Consider the following 21,255-nt stretch of genomic DNA (forward strand, 5'->3'; position numbering starts at 1 on the left):
ATTAAGACGCTGATTCAGTCTTGTTTAGACGACTTTTTTCAACACTTTTGTTAATAAACCATTGCTGTAAAATGGTAATACTGTTGTTCACAATCCAGTACAACACGAGACCCGCAGGGAAGAACAACATAAATACCGTGAACATAATCGGCATAATGCGGAATACTTTCGCTTGCATTGGATCAGCCGGTTGCGGGTTCAACATTTGCTGAGCAAACATTGTCGCACCCATAATTAACGGCAAGATGAACCATGGATCCATTGCAGACAAGTCTTGAATCCAGCCTAACCATGGTGCATGACGTAATTCCACACTTTCCATGAGTACCCAGTACAAGGCAAGGAAAATCGGCATTTGTAGCAATAGCGGCAAACAACCTGATAGTGGATTAACTTGTTCACGTTTATAAAGCGCCATCATTTCTTGCGAGAAGCGCATACGGTCTTCACCGAACTCTTCTTTCATGCGTTGCATTTCTGGTGCAATCACACGCATTTTCGCCATAGAACGATAACTTTTTGAAGATAAAGGCCACAAAATCATCTTCACCATAATGGTAAGCAAGATGATTGACCATCCCCAGTTGCCTACAATGCTATGGAAGAATTGAAGACCTAAGAACAATAACTTAGCAATTGGCCATAACCAACCATAGTCAACAGTCTGGTTCAAACCTACAGCCAAATCTTTTAATTCAGATTGTACTTTTGGACCTGAATAAAGCTTCGCATCTACTTCCATTGAAGTGCCAGCTGGAACATTAATTACTGGCGAAGTAAAGCCAATAATATTCATATGATCCGCAGACTGACGAGATTCAAGCTTAGCAACATAAGGCTGACCATTTGCTTGAGTCAGTTTAAGGTTTCCAGGAATCCAAGCACTTACAAAGTAGTGCTGAACCATTGCAACCCATCCACCTTTAGCATCAGCATTTACTTTTTCTTCTGAGAAGTTAGCAAACTTAAGCTTGTTATAATGTGAATCAGGCGTTCCCCAGGCACCACCTAAGAAAGTTCCTAGAGTGAAAATACCTTGAGAAGACTTACCAGGATCCTCAGAGTTATCGCGCTTTAACTGTCCAAACATCTGACCTTGCCAATTTTGTTGGCTACGGTTAATGACTTGATGACTTACAACAATCGGGTATTGACCTTGAGTAAAGGTGAAAGTTTTAATAATTTCAACGCCTTCTGGTGTCTTAAATACCATCGGCACGTTTAAAACTTTTTCAGACTGACCCTTTTGATCCTGTACACCCTTAGCATCAGCCAAAGTATATGATGTTTTTTCAACCGCATATAACGGACGACCACCACGACTACTATCTGGTCCATTCAAACCAATTAAGCCAGACTGAGCAACATATGTACGCTTGGCATCATTTTCAAGCATAACAAATGGTTGATTACTGTCTTTACTTTTGTCGTGAGAGAGTAATTCAATACGAACAATATCACCACCTTTTGGATTGATCCAAAGATGATAAAGGTCAGTTTGTACTGAAATAAGCTGTTGATTCACAGGTGCTGTCGCATCTGTGGTTTGTGACTGCGTAATATTTGCTTGTGGCACATCGGAAGCCACTGTTGCAGTTTTAGCATTTGGCAAATCAGCAGATATTTCATGTGAACTTACAGCCGCCGCTTGTTGTTGCGGTGCAGTTGCAGCATTTCCATAATCTTTTTGCCAAGCCAAAATGAGCAAATATGCGGTGACAAACATGGCCCCGAGAATTGCAAACCTGGCCCATTGTTGCATATCTATTACCCCAAATGGTTAGAGAGATTTTGCTTCATTAAACGATCACGAAAGGGTACAGCAACATGATGCGTTTGAGAATCTATTTGATGAAACGAAATAAAACGAATTGCTTTTGGCGGTACCGGATCATATCCGGAGCCTCCCCATGGATGACATCGACAAATACGTTTAGAAGATAGCCAAACGCCTTTCATTGCACCATGAGTTTGTAATGCTTCTATCGCATATTGGGAACAAGTTGGGATATAACGACAACGGGGTCCAAGAAGCGGACTAATCGCAATTTGATACAGTCGAATGAACCAACGCAAAATACGAACCATTGGTCATCTCTTAATTTTGCGAGGTTGGGACAACTTTAGAATGTTTTTTTGCCAAGCGTTGTAATTTTTGCCAAGCAAAATCTAATTGTTGATATAGCTCAGCGTTCGTAATCGTTTCAATACCAACTTTAGGCATTACAACAACATCTATGTCTAACCCAAATTTCGGCTGATTTAGACGAAAGCTCTCACGAGCAAGACGCTTTATTCGATTTCTTTCATGCGCACGGCGCACTTTTTTCTTAGCAACGACAACACCCAAACGGCTATTAGGCTGTTCGGTTAATTTTGCAAGAAATAAAAAATGGGGTTGATGCACTTTAAAAAGCGCACCATCAAATACACTTTTATAATCTGCAGCACAGCGCACACGACGATCTGTGCTAAAACTGTAAAGTGCCATCACACCCAAGTCTGGTCAGCGTAACAGTAATTAAACAGTTAAGCTATGACGACCTTTTGCACGACGACGAGCTAATACTTGACGACCAGCTTTAGTTGCCATACGAGCACGGAAACCATGAACGCGTTTACGCTTTAATTCAGATGGTTGGAAAGTACGTTTCATATCGAAACTCCCAAAAATGATCTTTCTATAAAGGTCCGCGATTTTATTGTGCAATGTTTACTCTGTCAATGATAAACAGAGAAAGTTTTGTATTTAAGTCAAATTTTTACTTATTCATCCTCTCTTTATATTAAGTCAATTTTTATCATTTAAAAGTTATACACAAAGTAATTGTTTATTTTTATTATGACTTTTAAGATATACACTTCTTATTTACATACTTATCAACAAACCTAGATGTGAAATGAGTTTTGTTTTGGTATATTTGAATTTAAATTCATATTTTTTAGTTATCCACAATTTGAAGTAGCCCTATTAAATAAATTCAAATTTTAAAATTTAAATTTATTCTTATTAGTGTGGATTTTTTCTGTGGATTTCACGGTTTTAAATTTAAAAAACATATATTTGAACTGTTGATAACTCTGTTTTTATTATCTTTATGGATTGTGGATAAGTTTATGTGATAATTTATCCACAGGATGTGCAAAAAGTTATTCACAATTGGTTTTGAATTTAAATTTATTCACAAGAGATTTCTTTTTAGGCAAAATCAACCGAATTCGTCATGACAGATGTGGATAACTTGGGTAGAATGGCGACCCCTTCTTATCAGGAAGGGTTAATCTTTAAATGATTTGAATTTAAAACGCAGACATAGGGGATACACATGCTTTGGACAGACTGCTTAACTCGCTTGCGACAAGAGCTCTCTGATAACGTCTTTGCGATGTGGATTCGCCCTCTAGTAGCTGAAGAAGTGGAGGGCATACTACGTCTATATGCTCCTAACCCTTATTGGACACGTTATATTCAAGAGAATCATTTAGAGTTAATTTCTATATTGGCAGAACAGTTGTCAGAAGGACGTGTACGTCAGGTAGAAATCTTAGTCGATTCTCGTCCTGGTAGTATTTTGTCTTCTAATGAACAACCGGCAACAACTACAGCTGCCTTACAAAGTATGCCTGTATCGCAACCAACTAAGGTTAAAAGAGAACCTGAACCTGTTGCCAACACTGCAGTTAGCCCGAAAACCTCAAAAAAGAAACTATTAAACCCCCAATTTACTTTTTCACTATTTGTTGAAGGCCGTTCTAACCAAATGGCAGCGGAAACTTGTAGAAAAGTATTAACGCAATTAGGTGCTTCTCAGCATAACCCTTTGTTTTTATATGGCCCAACGGGTCTTGGTAAAACTCACTTAATGCAAGCAGTTGGTAATGCTTTACTTCAAGCTAAGCCGAATGCGCGAGTCATGTATATGACTTCAGAAAGTTTTGTACAAGATTTTGTGAGTTCATTACAAAAAGGAAAGGTTGAAGAGTTTAAGAAAAATTGTCGTTCTTTAGATTTGTTATTAGTTGATGATATTCACCTTTTGGCTGGTAAAGAAGCTAGCCTTGTTGAATTCTTTTATACATTTAACGCCTTACTAGATGAATCTAAACAAATTATTTTAACTTCTGATCGCTATCCTAAAGAATTAACAGAACTTGATCCTCGATTGGTTTCTCGTTTTTCTTGGGGACTATCAGTAGGTGTTGAACCACCAGATATTGAAACACGAATCGAGATTCTGCTTAAAAAAGCTGAAAATAGTGGCGTTGATTTGCCAAGAAACTGCGCATTATTTATTGCACAACAAGTAGTAGCGAACGTACGTGAACTTGAAGGTGCATTGAATAAAGTTGTCGCAATCTCACGTTTTAAAGGTGCGCCAATCGATCTTGATGTCGTACGAGAGTCTTTAAAAGATGTATTGGCGATCCGTGCGCGTACAATTAGTGTGGAAAATATACAACGTGTGGTGAGTGAATATTTCCGCATCCCACTCAAAGAACTCGTAGGTCCAAAACGAACACGAATCTATGCGCGACCACGCCAATTGGCGATGGGGCTTGCCCGTGAGTTGACTGGTGATAGTTTTCCAGAAATTGGAATGGCTTTTGGTGGTCGAGACCATAGTACCGTGATGCATGCTTGTGAAAAAGTAGTCAGTTTACGGGAAGAAGATCCTATCTTTGACGAAGATTATAAGAATTTACTACGTCTTCTTCAGAGTTAATGAAATCATAAGACGTTGTTGCAAAGTCTCCATAAGTGCAGCATAGTACACAGCTAAAAAATGAAATGTTTGCTCCAAGTTGCTAGAGGAATGAATCGTGCGTTTGAAAATCGCTAAAGAAAGTTTACTCAATGTTTTATCGCATGTTGTCGGTGCGGTAGAACGTCGTCATACCTTGAATATTCTTTCAAACGTCAAAATTCAGGCTAATGGTCAAGCACTCACCATTACTGGTTCGGATTTAGAAGTTGAACTGGTGGCGAGCACTGCTTTATCAGAAGGGGCGTGCCTCGAAACAGGTGAAACGACTGTTCCTGCTCGTAAATTGATGGACATTTGTAAATCTTTGCCTACTGCCGCATTGATTGACTTACAAATTACTGAAGATCAAAGATGTATTTTAAAGTCTGGTAATAGCCGTTTTGTGCTAGGTACTTTACCAGCAGAAGATTATCCGTTGTTAAATACTGAGAATAGCCAAGGTACGCAAGTACAGGTGACTCAACGTGAATTAAAGCGTTTATTTGAAAAAACTGCTTTTGCGATGGCCGTACAAGATGTGCGTTTTTATCTAACTGGTACGTTGTTGGAAATTGATGAAAATCAATTGCGTGCAGTTACAACAGATGGTCACCGTCTTGCTCTTTGTGAAATTTTGGCTTCTTCTAGTTCATCTCAATTAGTACAAGCAATTGTACCGCGTAAAGCTGTTGGTGAATTACAACGCCTACTTAGTATTGAAGATGAGCAACTTACTTTGCTTATTGGCCGTGAATTATTAAATGTAACGATCAATACGCCAAGCCGTGATAAAGAACAAGGTGATATTACTGTTCGTTTTACGACAAAATTGATTGATGGAAAATTCCCTGATTACCGCCGTGTGATTCCACGTGGTGGTGATAAACACGTTTTGATTGGTCATGATGTATTTAAACAATCATTACAACGTGTCGCAATTTTAAGTAATGAAAAATTACGTGGTGTTTTCTTAAACTTTAATCAGGATTCTTTGCAGCTTCGTGCAAATAACCCTGAACAAGATGAAGCGATTGAGGATTTAGCAATCCAATATCAAAATACCCCATTAGAAATGTCGTTTAATGCTCAATATTTGCTTGATGTGTTGGGTGTATTAGATGGTGATGACGTAAATATGAGCATGACTGAAGCGAACCAGTCAGTATTGGTACAAGATCCAGCTCATCCTGACCAGACTTATGTCGTTATGCCGATGCGTGTTTAATTTGGTTTAATTCTATGCATCTTACGCGCTTAAATATAGAACGCGTGCGTAATTTAAAAACGGTTGCACTCCATGGTTTGCAACCGTTTAATGTTTTTTATGGCGCTAACGGTTCGGGTAAAACATCAATTTTAGAAGCGATTCATTTGCTTGCAACTGGTCGTTCATTCCGTACACATATTCCCAAAAATTATATTCAGTATGAAGCTGACGACGCGATTGTATTTGCTCAGTCAACAACTGAAAAAATCGGTATGCAGAAACTCGCTTCTGGTGAGCAGTTGATGAAAGTCAACGGCGATACAGTTGCGACTCAAGGTCAACTCGCCAAATTGCTCCCTTTACAGCATATTGATCCACAAAGTACAGATATTATTGACCATGGTGCTAAGCCAAGACGTCAGCTTTTAGATTGGCTAATGTTCCACGTGGAACCTGAGTTTTATTTTGCTTGGCAATATTACTCTCGAGCTTTAAAACAGCGAAATACCTTACTCAAAACAAGACGCAATCTTTCCTTAGCTGACTTAGAGCCGTGGAACAAAATGTTGAGTGATTATGGAGAAATTTTACACTCACAGCGTTTAAGTATCGTAGAGCAATGGAACGTTTATTTTCAAAATGACTTAAGTCAGTTATTGCCTGATTTAGAGATTGAGCTGGAATATAGCCCCGGTTTTCATACAGAGCAGGGGCTCATGCAAGACTTGCTGAATCAGCACCAAAAAGACATTGAAAGACGTTATACAGAGTATGGTCCACATCGGGCTGATTTGCGCTTAAAAACGCCTTTTGGACACGCAGATGATGTTTTATCAAGAGGTCAGAAAAAACTCTTGATTATTGCCTTAAAACTGTCACAAATTGCAATGTTGCATGCGAGTAATAAGGAAACTGTGGTATTATTAGATGATCTGACAGCAGAATTAGACTTAACCGCACAACAACGTTTAATTGAACGATTAAGCCAACTTGGTAGCCAGGTTTTTATGACAACTTTAGATCATGCATCGGTAAAAAAACATTTACGTGATCTGTCTATTTCATATCAATTATTCAGTGTTGAATCCGGTCAAGTTAGTCTTGCTTCACCATAATTTTTTGATGTTAACCATCTTTGAATAAACCTATATTTGCTAGGGAGAAACCATGAGTTCAGAGTCTCAATCAGCCTCTCAAACAGAACAAACCAATGAAAAGGCTTATGATTCCTCTAGTATTAAAGTATTACGTGGATTAGATGCAGTTCGTAAACGTCCGGGCATGTATATTGGGGATACAGACGACGGTACCGGTTTACACCATATGGTATTCGAGGTTGTCGATAACGCAATCGATGAAGCCTTAGCAGGACACTGTGATGAAATCATTGTCACGATTCACGAAGATGAGTCTGTGAGTGTTTCAGATAATGGCCGTGGTATTCCAACAGATATTCACCCTGAAGAAGGTGTTTCTGCAGCAGAAGTTATTCTTACTATTCTGCATGCAGGCGGTAAGTTTGATGACAACAGCTATAAAGTTTCAGGTGGTTTGCACGGTGTAGGTGTTTCAGTTGTAAACGCACTTTCTAGTAAATTACATTTAATTATTAATCGTGCTGGCCAAGTACATGAACAAGAATATCAACATGGTGATCCGCAATATCCATTACGTGTGATTGGTGAAACGGATAACACGGGTACGATTGTACGCTTCTGGCCAAGTGCAGAAACTTTTAGTCAAACCATTTTCAACGTTGAAATTTTAGCACGCCGCTTACGTGAACTTTCTTTCTTAAACGCTGGTGTACGTATCGTTTTACGTGATGAGCGCATTAATCTTGAGCATGTTTATGATTATGAAGGCGGTTTATCTGAGTTTGTTAGATACATTAACGAAGGTAAAAACCATCTGAATGAAATCTTCCATTTTACGGCTGATGCAGATAACGGTATCGCTGTAGAAGTTGCATTGCAATGGAATGATAGCTATCAAGAAAATGTTCGTTGTTTCACAAACAACATTCCACAAAAAGATGGTGGTACGCACTTAGCAGGTTTCCGTGCGGCATTAACACGTGGCTTAAACCAATATCTTGAAAATGAAAACATTCTCAAGAAAGAAAAAGTCAATGTGACTGGTGATGATGCGCGTGAAGGTTTAACGGCGATTATTTCGGTTAAAGTTCCTGATCCAAAGTTCTCGTCTCAAACGAAAGAAAAATTGGTATCAAGTGAAGTAAAACCGGCGGTTGAGCAAGCAATGAATAAAGAGTTCTCTGCTTACTTACTTGAAAACCCACAAGCTGCAAAATCAATCGCTGGTAAGATTATTGACGCTGCTCGTGCACGTGATGCTGCGCGTAAGGCACGTGAAATGACACGCCGTAAGAGCGCATTAGATATCGCTGGTTTACCAGGTAAATTAGCTGACTGTCAGGAAAAAGACCCAGCACTTTCTGAATTATATCTTGTCGAGGGTGACTCTGCTGGTGGTAGTGCCAAGCAAGGTCGTAACCGTAAAATGCAGGCTATTTTACCTTTGAAAGGTAAAATCTTGAACGTTGAACGTGCCCGCTTTGACAAAATGATTTCGAGTCAGGAAGTCGGTACATTAATTACAGCACTTGGCTGTGGTATTGGCCGTGAAGAATATAATCCTGACAAGCTTCGTTATCATAAAATTATTATCATGACCGATGCCGACGTCGATGGTTCGCACATCCGTACATTGTTATTAACGTTCTTCTTCCGTCAAATGCCGGAGTTGGTGGAGCGTGGTCATATCTATATTGCACAGCCACCTTTGTATAAACTGAAAAAAGGTAAGCAAGAGCAATATATTAAAGATAATGATGCCTTGGAAACTTATTTAATTTCAAATGCAATTGATGAGCTTGCTTTGCATATTAGTGCAGAAGCACCTGCAATTACAGGCGAAGCATTAGCAAAAGTAATTCAAGATTATCAAGTTTCACAAAAAAGCTTACAACGTTTAACGTTGCGTTATCCAGCAAGCTTACTTGATGCATTACTTGAAGTAGAGGCGTTTAAAGCTGATCAGAACCACGATCAGGCTTATGTTCAGCAATGGGCAGATCAAGTACGCGAAGCTGTACAAAGACTACAGCCAAGTTTGCGTCCTGAAATTACGCTTGAAACCTTCGAACGTGAAAATGCTCAAGGTGAGAAAACAGCGCATTATTGGCCACGTGTGACGGTATATGTTCATAACTTGCCACATGCTTACTTGCTTGATGCTGGCTTATTAAACTCAGCAGAATATGCACGTTTATTGAAGAACTCTAAGAGTTGGTTCAATTTAATTGAAGATGGTGCATATTTACAGAAGGGTGATCGCCGTATTCAAGTGGCTAACTTCCATCAGGTATGGCAGCACATTTTGCAAGATTCGCGTCGTGGAATGATGATCCAGCGCTATAAAGGTCTGGGTGAGATGAATGCTGAGCAGCTTTGGGAAACCACAATGGACCCTGAAAACCGTAATATGTTACAGGTGACTATTGATGATGCAATCGAAGCAGATCGTATGTTCTCATGCTTAATGGGTGATGACGTTGAACCACGTCGTGCCTTCATTGAAGAAAATGCATTAAATGCAGATATTGATGCTTAATTGATAGCTAGATTCTAAATCAGTCTAAGGAGAGAAGATGATGAGTCAAAAGTTTATAGCAAGTATGCTGATTTCATGTGCAGCTTTAGTGAGTCATTCTGCATTTGCAGCTGACTTGTTGGAAGCTGACATGAAAACTTTAGCAAAGAGCACAAAAGCCTTTGCTGAAGCGAAAGATCTCAATAACGCAAAACAGCAGCTTGTGATTATGCGTCAGGCAGCAGTATCTTCAAAAAAATCTTTACCTCATAAGTTGGAAGGTTTACCGCCGGAAAATGTACAGGTAAAACAATATCAAGCGGGTTTAGATCAGTTGGTTGCTGAAATTGATCGAGTGACTGTATTGGTTGATAAGGGCCAATTAGACCAAGCAAAATCAGAAGCAATTAATCTGGTTAATATCCGTAATGAAAACCACAAAAAATTTAGATAAATTCATTTTGATCTAAATAAAATAAAGGGAATGATTGAATCATTCCCTTTATTTTTTGGTCTATTTGAGTGTATTAAACCTTAAAAGATCAATTTTCTACTAAGTCTGTAACCTGAATGAGCGCGTGGCCAAACAAATATCCTGCTGTTAAGAGAATACAAATCCACAAAATAGCTCCAGCGACATTATAGATTAAAAATTTTCCATAACTCATATTGCTAGAGCCCGCAGCTAATGGTGCAAAAGAACGTGCAAAAGGAATAAAACGTGCCAGAAGAATAGTTTTCCCACCGTGTTGCAAGAAATAACGGTTGGTTTTATTTAAATATTCTTTTTTAATAAAGCGTGATTTTGCTTCAAAAATACGGTTACCAAAATGACGACCAATAGAGTAGTTCACAATATAGCCTAGGGTGGCAGCTACGGTAAGTAAAGTAATCATATAACCCAGATGCATCATTTCGATCACTGAGCAAAGCGCCCCTACAGTGAGAAGTAAACTATCTCCAGGTAAAAAGAACATAAATACAAAAGCTGTTTCAGAAAAAATAATCAAAAAGAGTATGGCATAGACCCATGCGCCATACTCCTGAATTAAAATAGGTAAAAAATGTTCAAAATTAGTAAGAAAATCAATAAAATTCATTCAGTTTGTCTGATCCCGAATTAAATACCTACTCAAGAAGGGTAAAAACGAAGTTACAGAATTTAGTTAAATTATCTGTGTATCGCAACCCTTAAGATGTAGCTTAAGTCTTATATGTTATCAAATTTGAATCTATCTCAAAAATTTAACAGCTGAATGAAATATTATTAAAAGTCATTCAAATTTTTATATAGTAGCGCAAATAAAGGTCTGATTTGAACTAAAAGCCAGTACTGGTCCTTAAAAATACCAGTACTGGCAAGAACTTAGTTTTCGAAAGAGGCTTCCATTTCCTCAAGTTCCATCATGAGTTCTAAAAGTTGCTCTTCATGTTGTTCAAGCTTAGCCTTCAGCTCAGTCTGTTCATTCATCAATTTCAGCAAATCGTCTTTACGATTCGCTTCATATAATGAGCTATCCGCTAAAGCTTCTTCAATTTCAGCAAGTCGCGGTTGAAGCTTTTCAATTTGTGATTCAACCTTCTCAATATTTTTACGAATAGGTCGAGTCTGTTCACGACGGCGTGCGGCTTCTTTACGCTGTGCTTCTTTATCAACTTTAGTTGGAGCAGGGGCAGCAGATGATGAGTTATTTGCTGCTACAGCAGTTTGAGCATTGATTTGCTGCTGACGTGCTTCACGTAACCATTTAGCATAATCCTGCAAATCACCTTCAAATTCGGTACATTTGCCGCCGTGTACTAAAAGAAGCTCATCACACACACTAGCAATAAGTTGACGTTCGTGAGAAACCAGAACAACAGCACCTTCAAAATCTTGTAAAGCCATGCTTAGTGCATGACGCATATCAAGATCTAAATGGTTCGTTGGTTCATCCAGAATTAAAACGTTTGGACGCTGCCATACAATCAGTGCTAGAGCCAAACGAGCACGCTCACCGCCAGAAAAGCTTTCACATGGTGTATCCATGCGTTCACCACTAAACCCAAAACTACCAAGGAACGAGCGTAAGGTGGCTTCACTAATTTGTTTATCTGCCAAACGAGCAAGTTGAAGCATCGGGCTAGCATGGCCATCTAAAGCATCCATTTGGTGCTGTGCGAAGTAGCCAATATTAAGCAACTCCGAAGCTTTACGTTCACCTGCTAGAAGTGGTAAATCACCGACCAAGCTCTTAATCAAAGTTGATTTACCTGCGCCGTTCATACCAAGTAAACCAATACGTGAGTTCGGTGTAATTTGAAGTTTAATTTTTTCAGCAATTTGCTTATCGCCATAACCTATGCTGGCATTGTCTAACGTCAGCAAGGGTGAACTCATTTTGGTCGGTTCACGGAAACTAAAAGTAAACGGCGTATCGACATGAGCAGGTGCGAGTTGTTGCATACGCTCAAGTTGTTTAATACGACTTTGTGCCTGACGAGCTTTAGTGGCTTTTGCTTTGAAACGGTCAATAAATTTTTGTAGGTGAGCACGTGTTTCTTGTTGCTTCTCAAAAGCTTGTTGTTGTTGTGCTAAACGTTCACTTCGAGTTGTTTCAAATGTGGAGTAATTACCCGTATAAAGCGTCAGTTCTTGATTTTCGATGTGAAGAATATGATCTGTAATTGCATCTAAAAAATCGCGGTCATGCGAAATGAGGATGAGAGTACCTTCATAGGCTTTAAGCCAATCTTCTAACCACAAAATTGCATCTAAATCTAAGTGGTTGGTTGGTTCATCTAGTAATAATAAATCAGAACGACTCATTAATGTACGCGCCAAGTTTAAGCGCATACGCCATCCACCAGAAAAACTAGCAACATTTAAACGTAATTGATGCTCTAGAAAACCAAGACCTGCCATGAGCTGGGCAGCTTTAGATGGCGCTGAATAACCGTGAATTTCATCAAAGCGGCCATGTAGTTTAGCCAAGTCTGAATCTGTGAGTTGATCTGGTTGAGCAAGCTTATTTTGAATATCCCAATATTCTTCATCACCAGATAGAACAAAATCGAGGGCAGGCATGTCTAGAGCTTTAACTTCTTGCGCCATATGCGCCACAGTCCAGACTGAAGGACGAGTAAGTGTACCTTCATCTGCGCCTAAGCTGCCCAGTAATGCTGCAAATAACGTTGATTTACCTGCACCATTGACCCCAGTCAGACCAATCTTCCAACCTGGGTGTAATTGCATAGACGCTTTTTGAAAGAGAACACGTCCACCGCGGCGTAAAGAAACTTGGTCAAATTGAATCATCTTGTCTTATCGAGGTGAGTTAGGGATGCTGTATTTTAAAGAGAACTGACCGTGAAGACAAAACTTTCAGAGTTTTAGTTTATAAATGCTGAGATTGCATGGCTTAACCTATCTCTATTTAAGCTATTCGTCTGAAAATATCTAAATTTTTAACGAGATAGACCACATTTTAAAAAATATGGCTAAAATAAAAACAATTTAAAACTTGGTTGATAAATGAACTCCTAATAAAACTAGACTAAGGAAAGTCAAATGAAAAAAGGATTGGGGATAATTGGTACAGTATTTTGCTGTGCTATGGGAACAGTACATGCCGGACAAAATGTATGTGTATTCGATTTATTGGGAAAATCGGGTGAATCCTACAAAATGATGGAAGAGTGGGCACTTGCAGCTAAAAGCTGGCAGGCTGACATTACTTTAATTCCATTTCAAGACGAAGCTTTAGTAGATCGTAGACTGCGTGAGGGCAAATGTGACGCAGCTTATATGACCTCAATGCGAGCGCGAAATTACAATAAATTTGCAGGCTCGATTGATGCGATTGGTGGTGTGACCAGTAATGCCATTGCTCAAAAGGCAATTAGTTATGTTTTGGACCAGCGCAATAAACATCGCATGGTAACTGCACAAAATGGAACAAACTATGAGGTTGTTGGAATTGTCCAGATTGGTTTGGCTTACTTGTTTGTAAGAGATAAAAACCTGAACTCAATTGAAAAAGTACGTGGTACTAAATTTGCTATTTTACAATATGACGCAGCTCAAAAAATTATGGTGGAAAGTGTAGGTGCACATCCTATTCCGTCAGAAATTACCGATTTTGTGAAAAAGTTTAATAGTGGCCAAGTCGATGCGATTGCCGCACCTGCTTATGCGTATAAACCCTTAGAAATAGGCAAGGGTATTGGAACAAATGGAGCCATGTTTACTTTTCCCGTGGTCAACGTTACAGGGGACTTAATTGCAAGAAGTGATAGATTCCCAGCCAATTTTGGAATGAAGTCTCGTGATTGGTTTATTAAGCAGTTGCCGCAGAATTTTGCAATGGTGAAACAGTTAGAAGCTGGAGTACCACCTAAAATTAAATTAAATTTTTCAGCTGAAGATAAATTGAAATACCAAAAAATATTACGGGAAGGTCGCCTTGGTCTAACAAAGCAAGGTGTATACGATGCGACAATGATGAGTGTGTTGAAGCGTGCCCGATGTACCATTGAACGTACAAATTTTGAATGTACGCTTAATGGAGAGTAGATTGTTTTTTAATCACAAAATCGCTACACATATTTCAAAGCTGAATATGGGTATGAAAATTGTGAATATAAAAAGTAACTTACGGAAAATTAGAGATTTTTACTTCTCATAAATAATTTAAATAGAACAAACAATGATCCAATTAGATAAAAATATTTGAGTAAAAGCTCTATTTTTTTCTAAAAAACATGATTAATATCTGTGTTTGAAAGGAAACTTCAAACAAAAAATCTGTTCCGTGGAAGGATGAAGAAAATGAAAAAAATCGTACTTGCTATGGCTGCCGCTTCTGTTGTTGGTTTTTCTGCTTCAGCGCAAGCAGCGAGTACCGTGTGTGTATTCGACCTCTTAGGAAAAGCAGGCGACTCATATAAAATGATGGAAGAATGGGCTCTAGCTGCAAAAGGCTGGGGTACTGAAATTAACTTGGTTCCTCGTCAGGACGAGGCTGTTGCAGATAATGATTTCAAAGCTGGTAAATGTGATGCTGTAGCAATGACTGCTATGCGTGCACGCCAATATAACAAATTCGCAGGATCAATCGACTCGCTTGGTGGTGTTCCTAATAACCAAATCGCGCAACGTGCTATTACCTATGTATTAGATGCACGTAATGCTGCAAAAATGACAACTAACCTTGGTGGTAAAAAATACGAAGTTGCTGGTATCTCTCCATTAGGTTCAGCATTCATTTTCGTACGTGACAAAAACATCAGCTCTGTTGAAAAAGCTGCGGGTAAAAAATTCGCCGTATTAGGCTATGACGATGCACAAAAAATTATGGTGCAACGTGTAGGTGCTCAGGCAGTTCTTTCTGATATTTCAAACTTTGCTGCTAAATTTAACAATGGTCAGGTAGATATGGTAGGTGCACCTGCTTATGCATACAAACCATTAGAATTGAACAAAGGTTTGGGTGCAAATGGTGTAATGTGGAACTTCCCAGTATTACATGTAACTGCTGACCTTGTATTACGTGCAGATAAATTCCCAGCTGGTTTTGGTCAAAAGTCTCGTGACTGGTTTGTAAAACAATTACCTAAAAACTTTGCGATGATTAACCGTTTAGAAGCGCAAATTCCAGGTAAATACAAAATGAACCTAAGTGCTGAAGACAAACTCAAGTACCAAAAAATGTTACGTGATGGTCGTATGGATTTAACTAAACGTGGTATTTACGATGCAGGTATGATGTCTGTATTGAAAAAAGCACGCTGTTCTGTAGACAAAGCTAACTTTGAATGTTCAATGCCTGGCGAATAATTCATATTGAACTTAAAAGCCTAGATTTATTCTAGGCTTTTTTGCTTTATGTAGGCTGTCAATTCAGCCATTGTGATGAATTAAAAAGTCGCTAATCTAAATTAAGGATAAAACTTCATCTGGATATATGAAGGTATTAAAAGGGAACAAGGATGTGAGTGATCAAAGAGCTACTATAGATATTTAAATAGTTATTTTTCTTTACTTGAGCTCATATAAACATAATTGCTCGTAAAAATATCTTAATCGTGAATTTTAGATGAAGCATATCTCATGAGAATCATGCCAACCAGCGTGAAATTTCTTGATGCCAAAAACAAAAAATCTACAAGGAAAGGAAAAGAATATGCGATTTTCCAAAACGCTTTTACTTGCGATGGGACTCACAACAATTTCATTTGCAGCCGAGGCCAAACAAACCATTTGTGTTTTTGACTTCGTTGGTAAAAATGGTGATGTCTATGCACTCATGAAAGATTATCAGCTTGCAGCGAAAAACTGGGGAGCTGATATCGAACTCAAAGTAAATCAAAACGAAGCAGTGATTGCTGAAGATTTTAAAGCTGGTAAATGTGACGGCATTAGCGTATCAGGTATGCGCGGACGTCAATTTAACTCATTTACAGGTTCATTAGATGCAATTGGTGCGATTCCAGATCTCAAACTTGCTGTTAAAGTCATGCAAGGTTTAGCGAGTCAAACCTTTAGTAAATATATGGTCAACGGACGCTATGAGGTCGTGGGTGTTATTCCGGTAGGGGATGCTTACCTTTTAGTAAACGACCGTAGTATTAATACAGTAGCGAAAGCTGCGGGTAAAAAAATTGCTGTTCTTGACTATGATGAAGCACAAAAAATTATGGTTCAGCAGGTCGGTGCACAGGCTGTGAGTGCAGATGTGACGAACTTTGGCGCTAAATTTAATAATCATCAGGTCGATATTATTGGTGCACCAGCAGCAGCTTTTAAACCTTTAGAACTACAAAAAGGCTTAGGTACGAAAGGAGCAATCGTTAACTATCCAATCTTACAAGTGACTGGAAATATTATTATCCGTCCAGATAAATTCCCAGCTGGATTTGGTCAAAAATCTAGAGAGTGGGTGGCAGGCCAGTTACCACGTGCCTTTACTATCTTAGGTAAAATGAAAGCGGATATTCCGCAAAAATACTGGATGGATGTACCGGCTGCGGATAAACCAGGCTATCAAAAGCTTATGCGTGAATCACGAATTAACCTTACAAAGCGCGGCGTTTATGATAAACGGATGATGAAACTATTATGGCAATTCCGTTGTAAACAAGATGCGAAAAACTTCGAATGTGGCTTACAAGATGAGAATTACAAATAATCTTGATAAAAATACTCAAGATTCGCTTTAAACTTCGAAGACAGACCCTATATTGATTATGCTATACTCAATATAGGGTCTTTTTTATTTTGAAAGGCACAGCAAAATCCGAGGAACAATCATCATGAATGCCCAAGCTCTAGTTTTGACAGATAATGCTGCCAATAAGGTACGCCAACTCCGTGATAGTGAAGGGAATGACGATCTCATGTTACGTGTATATGTAACAGGTGGTGGATGTTCAGGGTTTTCATATGGCTTCAATTTTGCCGAAAGCGTAAATGAAGATGATGCTGAATTTGTAAATGGCGATGTAAAGATGCTGGTTGATTCACTCAGCTATCAATATTTAGTTGGCTCAGTGGTTGATTATGTTGAAGGCCTTGAAGGTTCACGCTTTATTGTGCAGAATCCAAATGCGACAACAACTTGTGGTTGTGGTTCTTCATTCTCGATTTAAAAAGAATTTTAAATAAAAAAGCCTCTCTATTTTGAGAGGTTTTTTTATTGATGAAATTATCCGCGATCATCTATAGATTCTAAAAAGTATTGAACCAGTTCAGGTGCATTCTGATAAGGAATCCAATGAGAAGCGTTCATGAAAATGGCTTTATAACTATTTTTAAAATAACGTGAGTTTAGCTCGGCACTTTTTTCAGTAACGGCAATATCATCTTTACCCCAAATAAACAGAGTTGGCACATCTATTAATTTAAATGGATTCTGAGGTTTCTCCCAGAAAAATCCACGATACCAATTCAACGCCGTAGTTAGCCTATTTTCTTTTATAAACTCAGTCTCGAATATTTCAATTTGCTGCTCGGTCATGCCAGATGACTTAAGAAAGTTACGGCCTAATTTAGGTATCTTTTTAAATAAAAGTTCAGGCAGAATAGGAAGCTGAAAAATTGCAAAATAATAAGATTTAAAAAGTTGTCTGCTGCTAAAACAAGCTTTTAAAAATGCAGCTTGATGGGGGACAGAAACTAAAGTGAGATGTTGAATATATTGTGGATACTTCATAGCTACACTAGACGCAATTACAGAACCCCAATCATGCCCAATTAAATAAACTGGCCGACCAAGCTGCTCAATAAAACTCGCTACATCTTCGACTAGCTCACTTAAAGCATATTCAAAGCGGCTTTGCGGTCTAGCATTTAAACTATACCCACGTTGATGAATCGCAAGCGTTCTAAAGCCATGTTGATGCAATAGTTCAGAGGTTTGCTCCCAACTATGGGCTGTCTCAGGAAAACCATGTAATAAAACTACGAGCGGACCATCGATAGGGCCTGAATCAACCACATCGAATGTCCAGGCCCCACGTGTGTATTGATGAATACGGTTGGTCAAATCCATAACAACATGCCTTACTTATTTTTGTTGGCATTTATCATGAGTTTTTATGCACATTTAAATAACAGCATTTCGGGTCAGTAAATGTGCTATGAGGTCGAATCTAGGTAAAAGAACTTATAAAAAATCTTATACCGCCGTGATTGTTCCTAAAATTCTAAAATCAGATGCACCGGTTACTGCTGGTAAATTACCACTTAAACCATTCACAAAACGCATTGCTAACCAAGCAAACGCTGTAGCCTCGACCCAAGTAGGGGAAAGTCCTAAAACATCTGTGGTTTGAACTGACCAATTGTGCTTACGTAAACGCCAGCGTAATTGTTCTAACAAATAAGAGTTATAAGCTCCACCACCACATACATATACTTCACCTGTTTCCATGTCAGAGCGATAAATCGCTTTTTGAATAGCACGTACAGTAAGCTTTAATAAGGTGGCTTGAATATTTTCAGGTGTATCTTCTAACTCATCATAAGTTAAATCATTACGCCAATCGATTAACTGATCATCTAACCAGTCAATATTGAAATCTTCACGACCTGTGCTTTTAGGTGGCTCTTTAGAAAAATACTCATGAGCATGAAGACGGTCGAGTAATGAACGAATAGGATGACCGTAAGCAGCCCAATCGCCATTTTCATCATATGGATGACCTGTATGGCGATGACACCATGCATCCATCAAAATATTCGCAGGTCCCGTATCAAAACCAAATACGCCGTCAGCATTATTGGCAGGCAACATACTTACATTGGCAATGCCACCTAAATTCAAAATCACACGATGAATACTTGGATGTTGAAATAATGCCTGATGAAAAGCTGGAACTAATGGAGCACCTTGTCCGCCTGCAGCCATATCTCTACGACGGAAATCTGAAACAACCGGAATTTGAGTGATTTCAGTAATAATATTGGGATCGCCAATTTGTAACGTAAAGCCATGCTCTGGACGATGACGAATAGTTTGCCCATGCGAACCAATCGCTTTAATTTGGCTACGGTCTAATTGGTGCTTCTCAATTAAGCTATTAATCCCATGACCAATCATTTTCGCTAGAGCAACATCAGCTTTACCCATACGGTCAATTTCATTGTCATCGGGTAAAGTTAATGCCATAAGCTCATCACGTAACTCGGGTTCGAATGGAACTGTAAGAGTGGCATGAAGCTGTAGTGGCTTAAATGAAGCCGCAACAATATCTACACCATCCATACTAGTGCCAGTCATTACGCCGATATAGATTGCGCTCATATGCAACTTCCCCTGCAAGACGCTGAAAAAATGTTAGTATATCGCACAAATTGAATAACTGATGTGTTTAGGTTTTGTGATGTCAAATTTCTTGCCCGCCGAAGAACAGCTTGCCCTCATCCAACGAGGCACGCACGAAATTATTTCAGAAGAAGATTTACTGAAAAAGCTTAAAGAGAATCGTCCTCTTAAAATTAAAGCTGGTTTTGACCCTACGGCACCAGATTTACATTTAGGACATACGGTTCTTATTAACAAACTAAAAACGTTCCAAGACTTGGGCCATGAAGTTACCTTCTTGATTGGTGACTATACAGCGATGATTGGTGACCCAACTGGTAAAAGCGCAACTCGTCCGCCGTTGTCACGTGAACAAGTCGAAGCCAATGCTAAAACTTATCAAGAACAAGTTTTTAAAATCTTAGACCCGAATAAAACAAAAGTACGTTTTAACTCAGAATGGTTTAACCAAAAGTCTGCTGCTGACCTTATTCAGTTAGCAAGTCAACAAACCGTATCACGTATGTTAGAGCGTGATGATTTTACTAAGCGTTATAGCAACCATCAGCCAATTGCAATTCATGAGTTCTTATATCCTTTAGTTCAAGGTTATGACTCAATTGCGCTTGAAGCTGACGTTGAGTTAGGCGGTACAGACCAAACCTTTAACTTACTCATGGGTCGTACGTTACAAAGCCGTTATGGCCAAGAATCCCAAGTGTGTATCACTGTGCCGATTCTAGAAGGTTTAGATGGCGTAAATAAAATGTCTAAATCTTTAGGTAACTATATTGGTGTTTTTGATGCTCCAGGTGCAATGTACCAAAAAGTATTATCAATGCCTGACTCTTTAATCGAACGCTACTTCGACTTATTAAGCTTCAAATCTCTTGATGAGATCAAAACTTTATTAGACGAAATCGCTGCTGGGCGTAATCCACAAGAAGTAAAACGTATTCTTGCGCTTGAGTTGGTTGAACGCTTCCATGATGCCGAAGCTGCTGCCAATGCTCATAAGAGTGCGGGTAACCGTATTACAGAAGGTGAGGTGCCAGAAGATACACCTGAAGTGACTATTTCACGTGGTGAGTTTGGTGGAGAGATCTTCATTGCTACGATTCTACGTGTAGCAGGATTAAACCCAAATGCAGCAGCTGCAAAAGATGCAGTAGCACGTGGTGCAGTAAAAGTTGACTGGAATGTAGTTGATGCAGGTTTCTCTGTAAAAGAAAATGGGACTTTCATTATTCAGTCAGGTAAGAAAGCAATTGCACGTGTAACTTTCACTGACTAAGAAAGTTATATAGTAAAAAAAGCAGGAGTAGTCCTGCTTTTTTTTTATTTCTGGATCACAAAATCAATTAAGCGTTCCACGTGGAACAATTTGTAATTAACTTAATAAGTAGAAAAAAGAATAAGGAAATAATAAAAGTATTAATCAATAACTAGAGTATTTGCTCTATTCTGTCTTTGGAATCTTTGGAATCTTTGGAATCTTTGGAATCTTTGGAATCTTTGGAATCTTTGGAATCTTTGGAATCTTTGGAATCTTTGGAATCTTTGGAATCTTTGGAATCTAAAATGCTATATAGGCGTATAAGTTCTATAAGAAGACATGTAAAATCTAAGAAGAACAGTATTTTTCTCAAAATAAAATTAATAAAAGTAGTGAAAATGCCTAAAAAAAAGCCATATATATCACTTTTTTCGCAAAATAGTAGAAAAAAACGGCACTCAAGAGAAAAAGGCTGAAATACCCCTTGCCAATGGGATTTAATAGTCTATAATGCACATCCATCGGCGGTGATGCAGATAGAAACTTGTTGAAAAACAGTTACTTGAGATTGAATTGATTGCTTTAAGTGATGAATTTGATGATAAGTTGGTTTTGAGAATAAGTTTT

Annotated in this window: 18 protein-coding genes; 10 read left to right on the forward strand and 8 right to left on the reverse strand. The window is 38.7% G+C overall.

All coding sequences use genetic code 11. From position 1 onward, the window contains the following. Position 1 precedes the first annotated feature (1 nt). Genes yidC through rpmH form a run of 4 tightly spaced genes read right to left on the reverse strand, consistent with a single transcriptional unit; the run spans position 2 to position 2,656 of the window. Positions 2-1,762, reverse strand: coding sequence for a membrane protein insertase YidC (gene yidC, locus ACIF8R_RS17310; protein WP_311087028.1), 1,761 nt, complete (start codon positions 1,760-1,762; stop codon positions 2-4). Positions 1,763-1,767: 5 nt separating this feature from the next. Further along, entirely contained in the window at positions 1,768-2,088 is a 321-nt protein-coding gene (gene yidD / locus ACIF8R_RS17315; protein ID WP_311087029.1) for a membrane protein insertion efficiency factor YidD, read from the reverse strand. 10 nt (positions 2,089-2,098) lie between these two features. Then, positions 2,099-2,491, reverse strand: coding sequence for a ribonuclease P protein component (gene rnpA / locus ACIF8R_RS17320; RefSeq protein WP_396482206.1), 393 nt, complete (start codon positions 2,489-2,491; stop codon positions 2,099-2,101). A 30-nt stretch (positions 2,492-2,521) separates the two neighbouring features. Beyond that, the gene (gene rpmH / locus ACIF8R_RS17325) at positions 2,522-2,656 is read right to left on the reverse strand and encodes a 50S ribosomal protein L34 (RefSeq protein ID WP_000831329.1); all 135 of its coding nucleotides are present in this window, start codon (positions 2,654-2,656) and stop codon (positions 2,522-2,524) included. A 670-nt stretch (positions 2,657-3,326) separates the two neighbouring features. On the opposite strand from rpmH, the gene dnaA reads away from it, so the two are divergent. From dnaA to cybC, 5 genes are all read left to right on the forward strand, one after another. Then, a complete protein-coding gene (dnaA, locus tag ACIF8R_RS17330; protein ID WP_396482208.1) occupies positions 3,327-4,724 on the forward strand; it encodes a chromosomal replication initiator protein DnaA in 1,398 nt (465 codons plus the stop codon). A gap of 97 nt (positions 4,725-4,821) precedes the next feature. After that, positions 4,822-5,970, forward strand: a complete 1,149-nt coding sequence (gene dnaN / locus ACIF8R_RS17335; RefSeq protein ID WP_396482210.1) for a DNA polymerase III subunit beta — start codon at positions 4,822-4,824, stop codon at positions 5,968-5,970. 14 nt (positions 5,971-5,984) lie between these two features. Next, positions 5,985-7,067, forward strand: a complete 1,083-nt coding sequence (recF, locus tag ACIF8R_RS17340) for a DNA replication/repair protein RecF (protein WP_396482212.1) — start codon at positions 5,985-5,987, stop codon at positions 7,065-7,067. Between the two features lie 52 nt (positions 7,068-7,119). Further along, the gene (gene gyrB / locus ACIF8R_RS17345; protein WP_263612614.1) at positions 7,120-9,588 is read left to right on the forward strand and encodes a DNA topoisomerase (ATP-hydrolyzing) subunit B; all 2,469 of its coding nucleotides are present in this window, start codon (positions 7,120-7,122) and stop codon (positions 9,586-9,588) included. A gap of 37 nt (positions 9,589-9,625) precedes the next feature. Further along, positions 9,626-10,021 (forward strand): cytochrome b562, encoded by a 396-nt coding sequence (gene cybC / locus ACIF8R_RS17350; protein ID WP_022575180.1) that lies wholly within the window; start codon positions 9,626-9,628, stop codon positions 10,019-10,021. 88 nt (positions 10,022-10,109) lie between these two features. Here the strand turns inward: cybC and ACIF8R_RS17355 are convergent, their stop codons facing one another. Together ACIF8R_RS17355 and ACIF8R_RS17360 are read right to left on the reverse strand one after the other, a co-directional pair. Beyond that, positions 10,110-10,667 carry a VTT domain-containing protein gene (locus tag ACIF8R_RS17355; protein WP_396482214.1) on the reverse strand — a complete coding sequence of 186 codons (558 nt, stop codon included), beginning with the start codon at positions 10,665-10,667 and terminating at the stop codon, positions 10,110-10,112. 266 nt (positions 10,668-10,933) lie between these two features. Beyond that, on the reverse strand, positions 10,934-12,865 hold the full coding sequence (locus ACIF8R_RS17360; RefSeq protein WP_263612613.1) for an ATP-binding cassette domain-containing protein: 1,932 nt from the start codon (positions 12,863-12,865) through the stop codon (positions 10,934-10,936). A gap of 252 nt (positions 12,866-13,117) precedes the next feature. Between ACIF8R_RS17360 and ACIF8R_RS17365 the strand changes: the two genes are divergently transcribed. From ACIF8R_RS17365 to erpA, 4 genes are all read left to right on the forward strand, one after another. Continuing rightward, a complete protein-coding gene (locus ACIF8R_RS17365) occupies positions 13,118-14,122 on the forward strand; it encodes a putative solute-binding protein (RefSeq protein WP_396482216.1) in 1,005 nt (334 codons plus the stop codon). A gap of 255 nt (positions 14,123-14,377) precedes the next feature. Beyond that, positions 14,378-15,385, forward strand: a complete 1,008-nt coding sequence (locus ACIF8R_RS17370) for a putative solute-binding protein (protein WP_311070333.1) — start codon at positions 14,378-14,380, stop codon at positions 15,383-15,385. Positions 15,386-15,731: 346 nt separating this feature from the next. Further along, a complete protein-coding gene (locus tag ACIF8R_RS17375) occupies positions 15,732-16,736 on the forward strand; it encodes a putative solute-binding protein (protein WP_024438166.1) in 1,005 nt (334 codons plus the stop codon). Between the two features lie 124 nt (positions 16,737-16,860). Beyond that, positions 16,861-17,196 carry an iron-sulfur cluster insertion protein ErpA gene (gene erpA / locus ACIF8R_RS17380; protein WP_000993572.1) on the forward strand — a complete coding sequence of 112 codons (336 nt, stop codon included), beginning with the start codon at positions 16,861-16,863 and terminating at the stop codon, positions 17,194-17,196. Between the two features lie 56 nt (positions 17,197-17,252). Here the strand turns inward: erpA and ACIF8R_RS17385 are convergent, their stop codons facing one another. Further along, positions 17,253-18,098 (reverse strand): alpha/beta fold hydrolase, encoded by an 846-nt coding sequence (locus ACIF8R_RS17385; protein ID WP_396482219.1) that lies wholly within the window; start codon positions 18,096-18,098, stop codon positions 17,253-17,255. A gap of 126 nt (positions 18,099-18,224) precedes the next feature. Beyond that, positions 18,225-19,352 (reverse strand): anhydro-N-acetylmuramic acid kinase, encoded by a 1,128-nt coding sequence (locus ACIF8R_RS17390; protein ID WP_396482221.1) that lies wholly within the window; start codon positions 19,350-19,352, stop codon positions 18,225-18,227. A gap of 61 nt (positions 19,353-19,413) precedes the next feature. Here ACIF8R_RS17390 and tyrS point away from each other — a divergent pair, with 61 nt between their 5' ends. Next, on the forward strand, positions 19,414-20,646 hold the full coding sequence (gene tyrS / locus ACIF8R_RS17395; RefSeq protein ID WP_024438169.1) for a tyrosine--tRNA ligase: 1,233 nt from the start codon (positions 19,414-19,416) through the stop codon (positions 20,644-20,646). Positions 20,647-21,255 lie beyond the last annotated feature (609 nt).

Source organism: Acinetobacter sp. ABJ_C4_1 (assembly GCF_044538495.1).
Lineage (GTDB): Bacteria > Pseudomonadota > Gammaproteobacteria > Pseudomonadales > Moraxellaceae > Acinetobacter > Acinetobacter nosocomialis_A.

Excerpts from the sequence above, each read along its gene's own strand:
- yidC (WP_311087028.1), bottom strand. The coding sequence starts at position 1,762 with ATGCAACAATGGGCCAGGTTTGCAATTCTCGGGGCCATGTTTGTCACC.
- yidD (WP_311087029.1), bottom strand. The coding sequence starts at position 2,088 with ATGGTTCGTATTTTGCGTTGGTTCATTCGACTGTATCAAATTGCGATT.
- rnpA (WP_396482206.1), bottom strand. The coding sequence starts at position 2,491 with ATGGCACTTTACAGTTTTAGCACAGATCGTCGTGTGCGCTGTGCTGCA.
- rpmH (WP_000831329.1), bottom strand. The coding sequence starts at position 2,656 with ATGAAACGTACTTTCCAACCATCTGAATTAAAGCGTAAACGCGTTCAT.
- dnaA (WP_396482208.1), top strand. The coding sequence starts at position 3,327 with ATGCTTTGGACAGACTGCTTAACTCGCTTGCGACAAGAGCTCTCTGAT.
- recF (WP_396482212.1), top strand. The coding sequence starts at position 5,985 with ATGCATCTTACGCGCTTAAATATAGAACGCGTGCGTAATTTAAAAACG.
- gyrB (WP_263612614.1), top strand. The coding sequence starts at position 7,120 with ATGAGTTCAGAGTCTCAATCAGCCTCTCAAACAGAACAAACCAATGAA.
- cybC (WP_022575180.1), top strand. The coding sequence starts at position 9,626 with ATGATGAGTCAAAAGTTTATAGCAAGTATGCTGATTTCATGTGCAGCT.
- ACIF8R_RS17355 (WP_396482214.1), bottom strand. The coding sequence starts at position 10,667 with ATGAATTTTATTGATTTTCTTACTAATTTTGAACATTTTTTACCTATT.
- ACIF8R_RS17360 (WP_263612613.1), bottom strand. The coding sequence starts at position 12,865 with ATGATTCAATTTGACCAAGTTTCTTTACGCCGCGGTGGACGTGTTCTC.
- ACIF8R_RS17365 (WP_396482216.1), top strand. The coding sequence starts at position 13,118 with ATGAAAAAAGGATTGGGGATAATTGGTACAGTATTTTGCTGTGCTATG.
- ACIF8R_RS17370 (WP_311070333.1), top strand. The coding sequence starts at position 14,378 with ATGAAAAAAATCGTACTTGCTATGGCTGCCGCTTCTGTTGTTGGTTTT.
- ACIF8R_RS17375 (WP_024438166.1), top strand. The coding sequence starts at position 15,732 with ATGCGATTTTCCAAAACGCTTTTACTTGCGATGGGACTCACAACAATT.
- erpA (WP_000993572.1), top strand. The coding sequence starts at position 16,861 with ATGAATGCCCAAGCTCTAGTTTTGACAGATAATGCTGCCAATAAGGTA.
- ACIF8R_RS17385 (WP_396482219.1), bottom strand. The coding sequence starts at position 18,098 with ATGGATTTGACCAACCGTATTCATCAATACACACGTGGGGCCTGGACA.
- ACIF8R_RS17390 (WP_396482221.1), bottom strand. The coding sequence starts at position 19,352 with ATGAGCGCAATCTATATCGGCGTAATGACTGGCACTAGTATGGATGGT.
- tyrS (WP_024438169.1), top strand. The coding sequence starts at position 19,414 with ATGTGTTTAGGTTTTGTGATGTCAAATTTCTTGCCCGCCGAAGAACAG.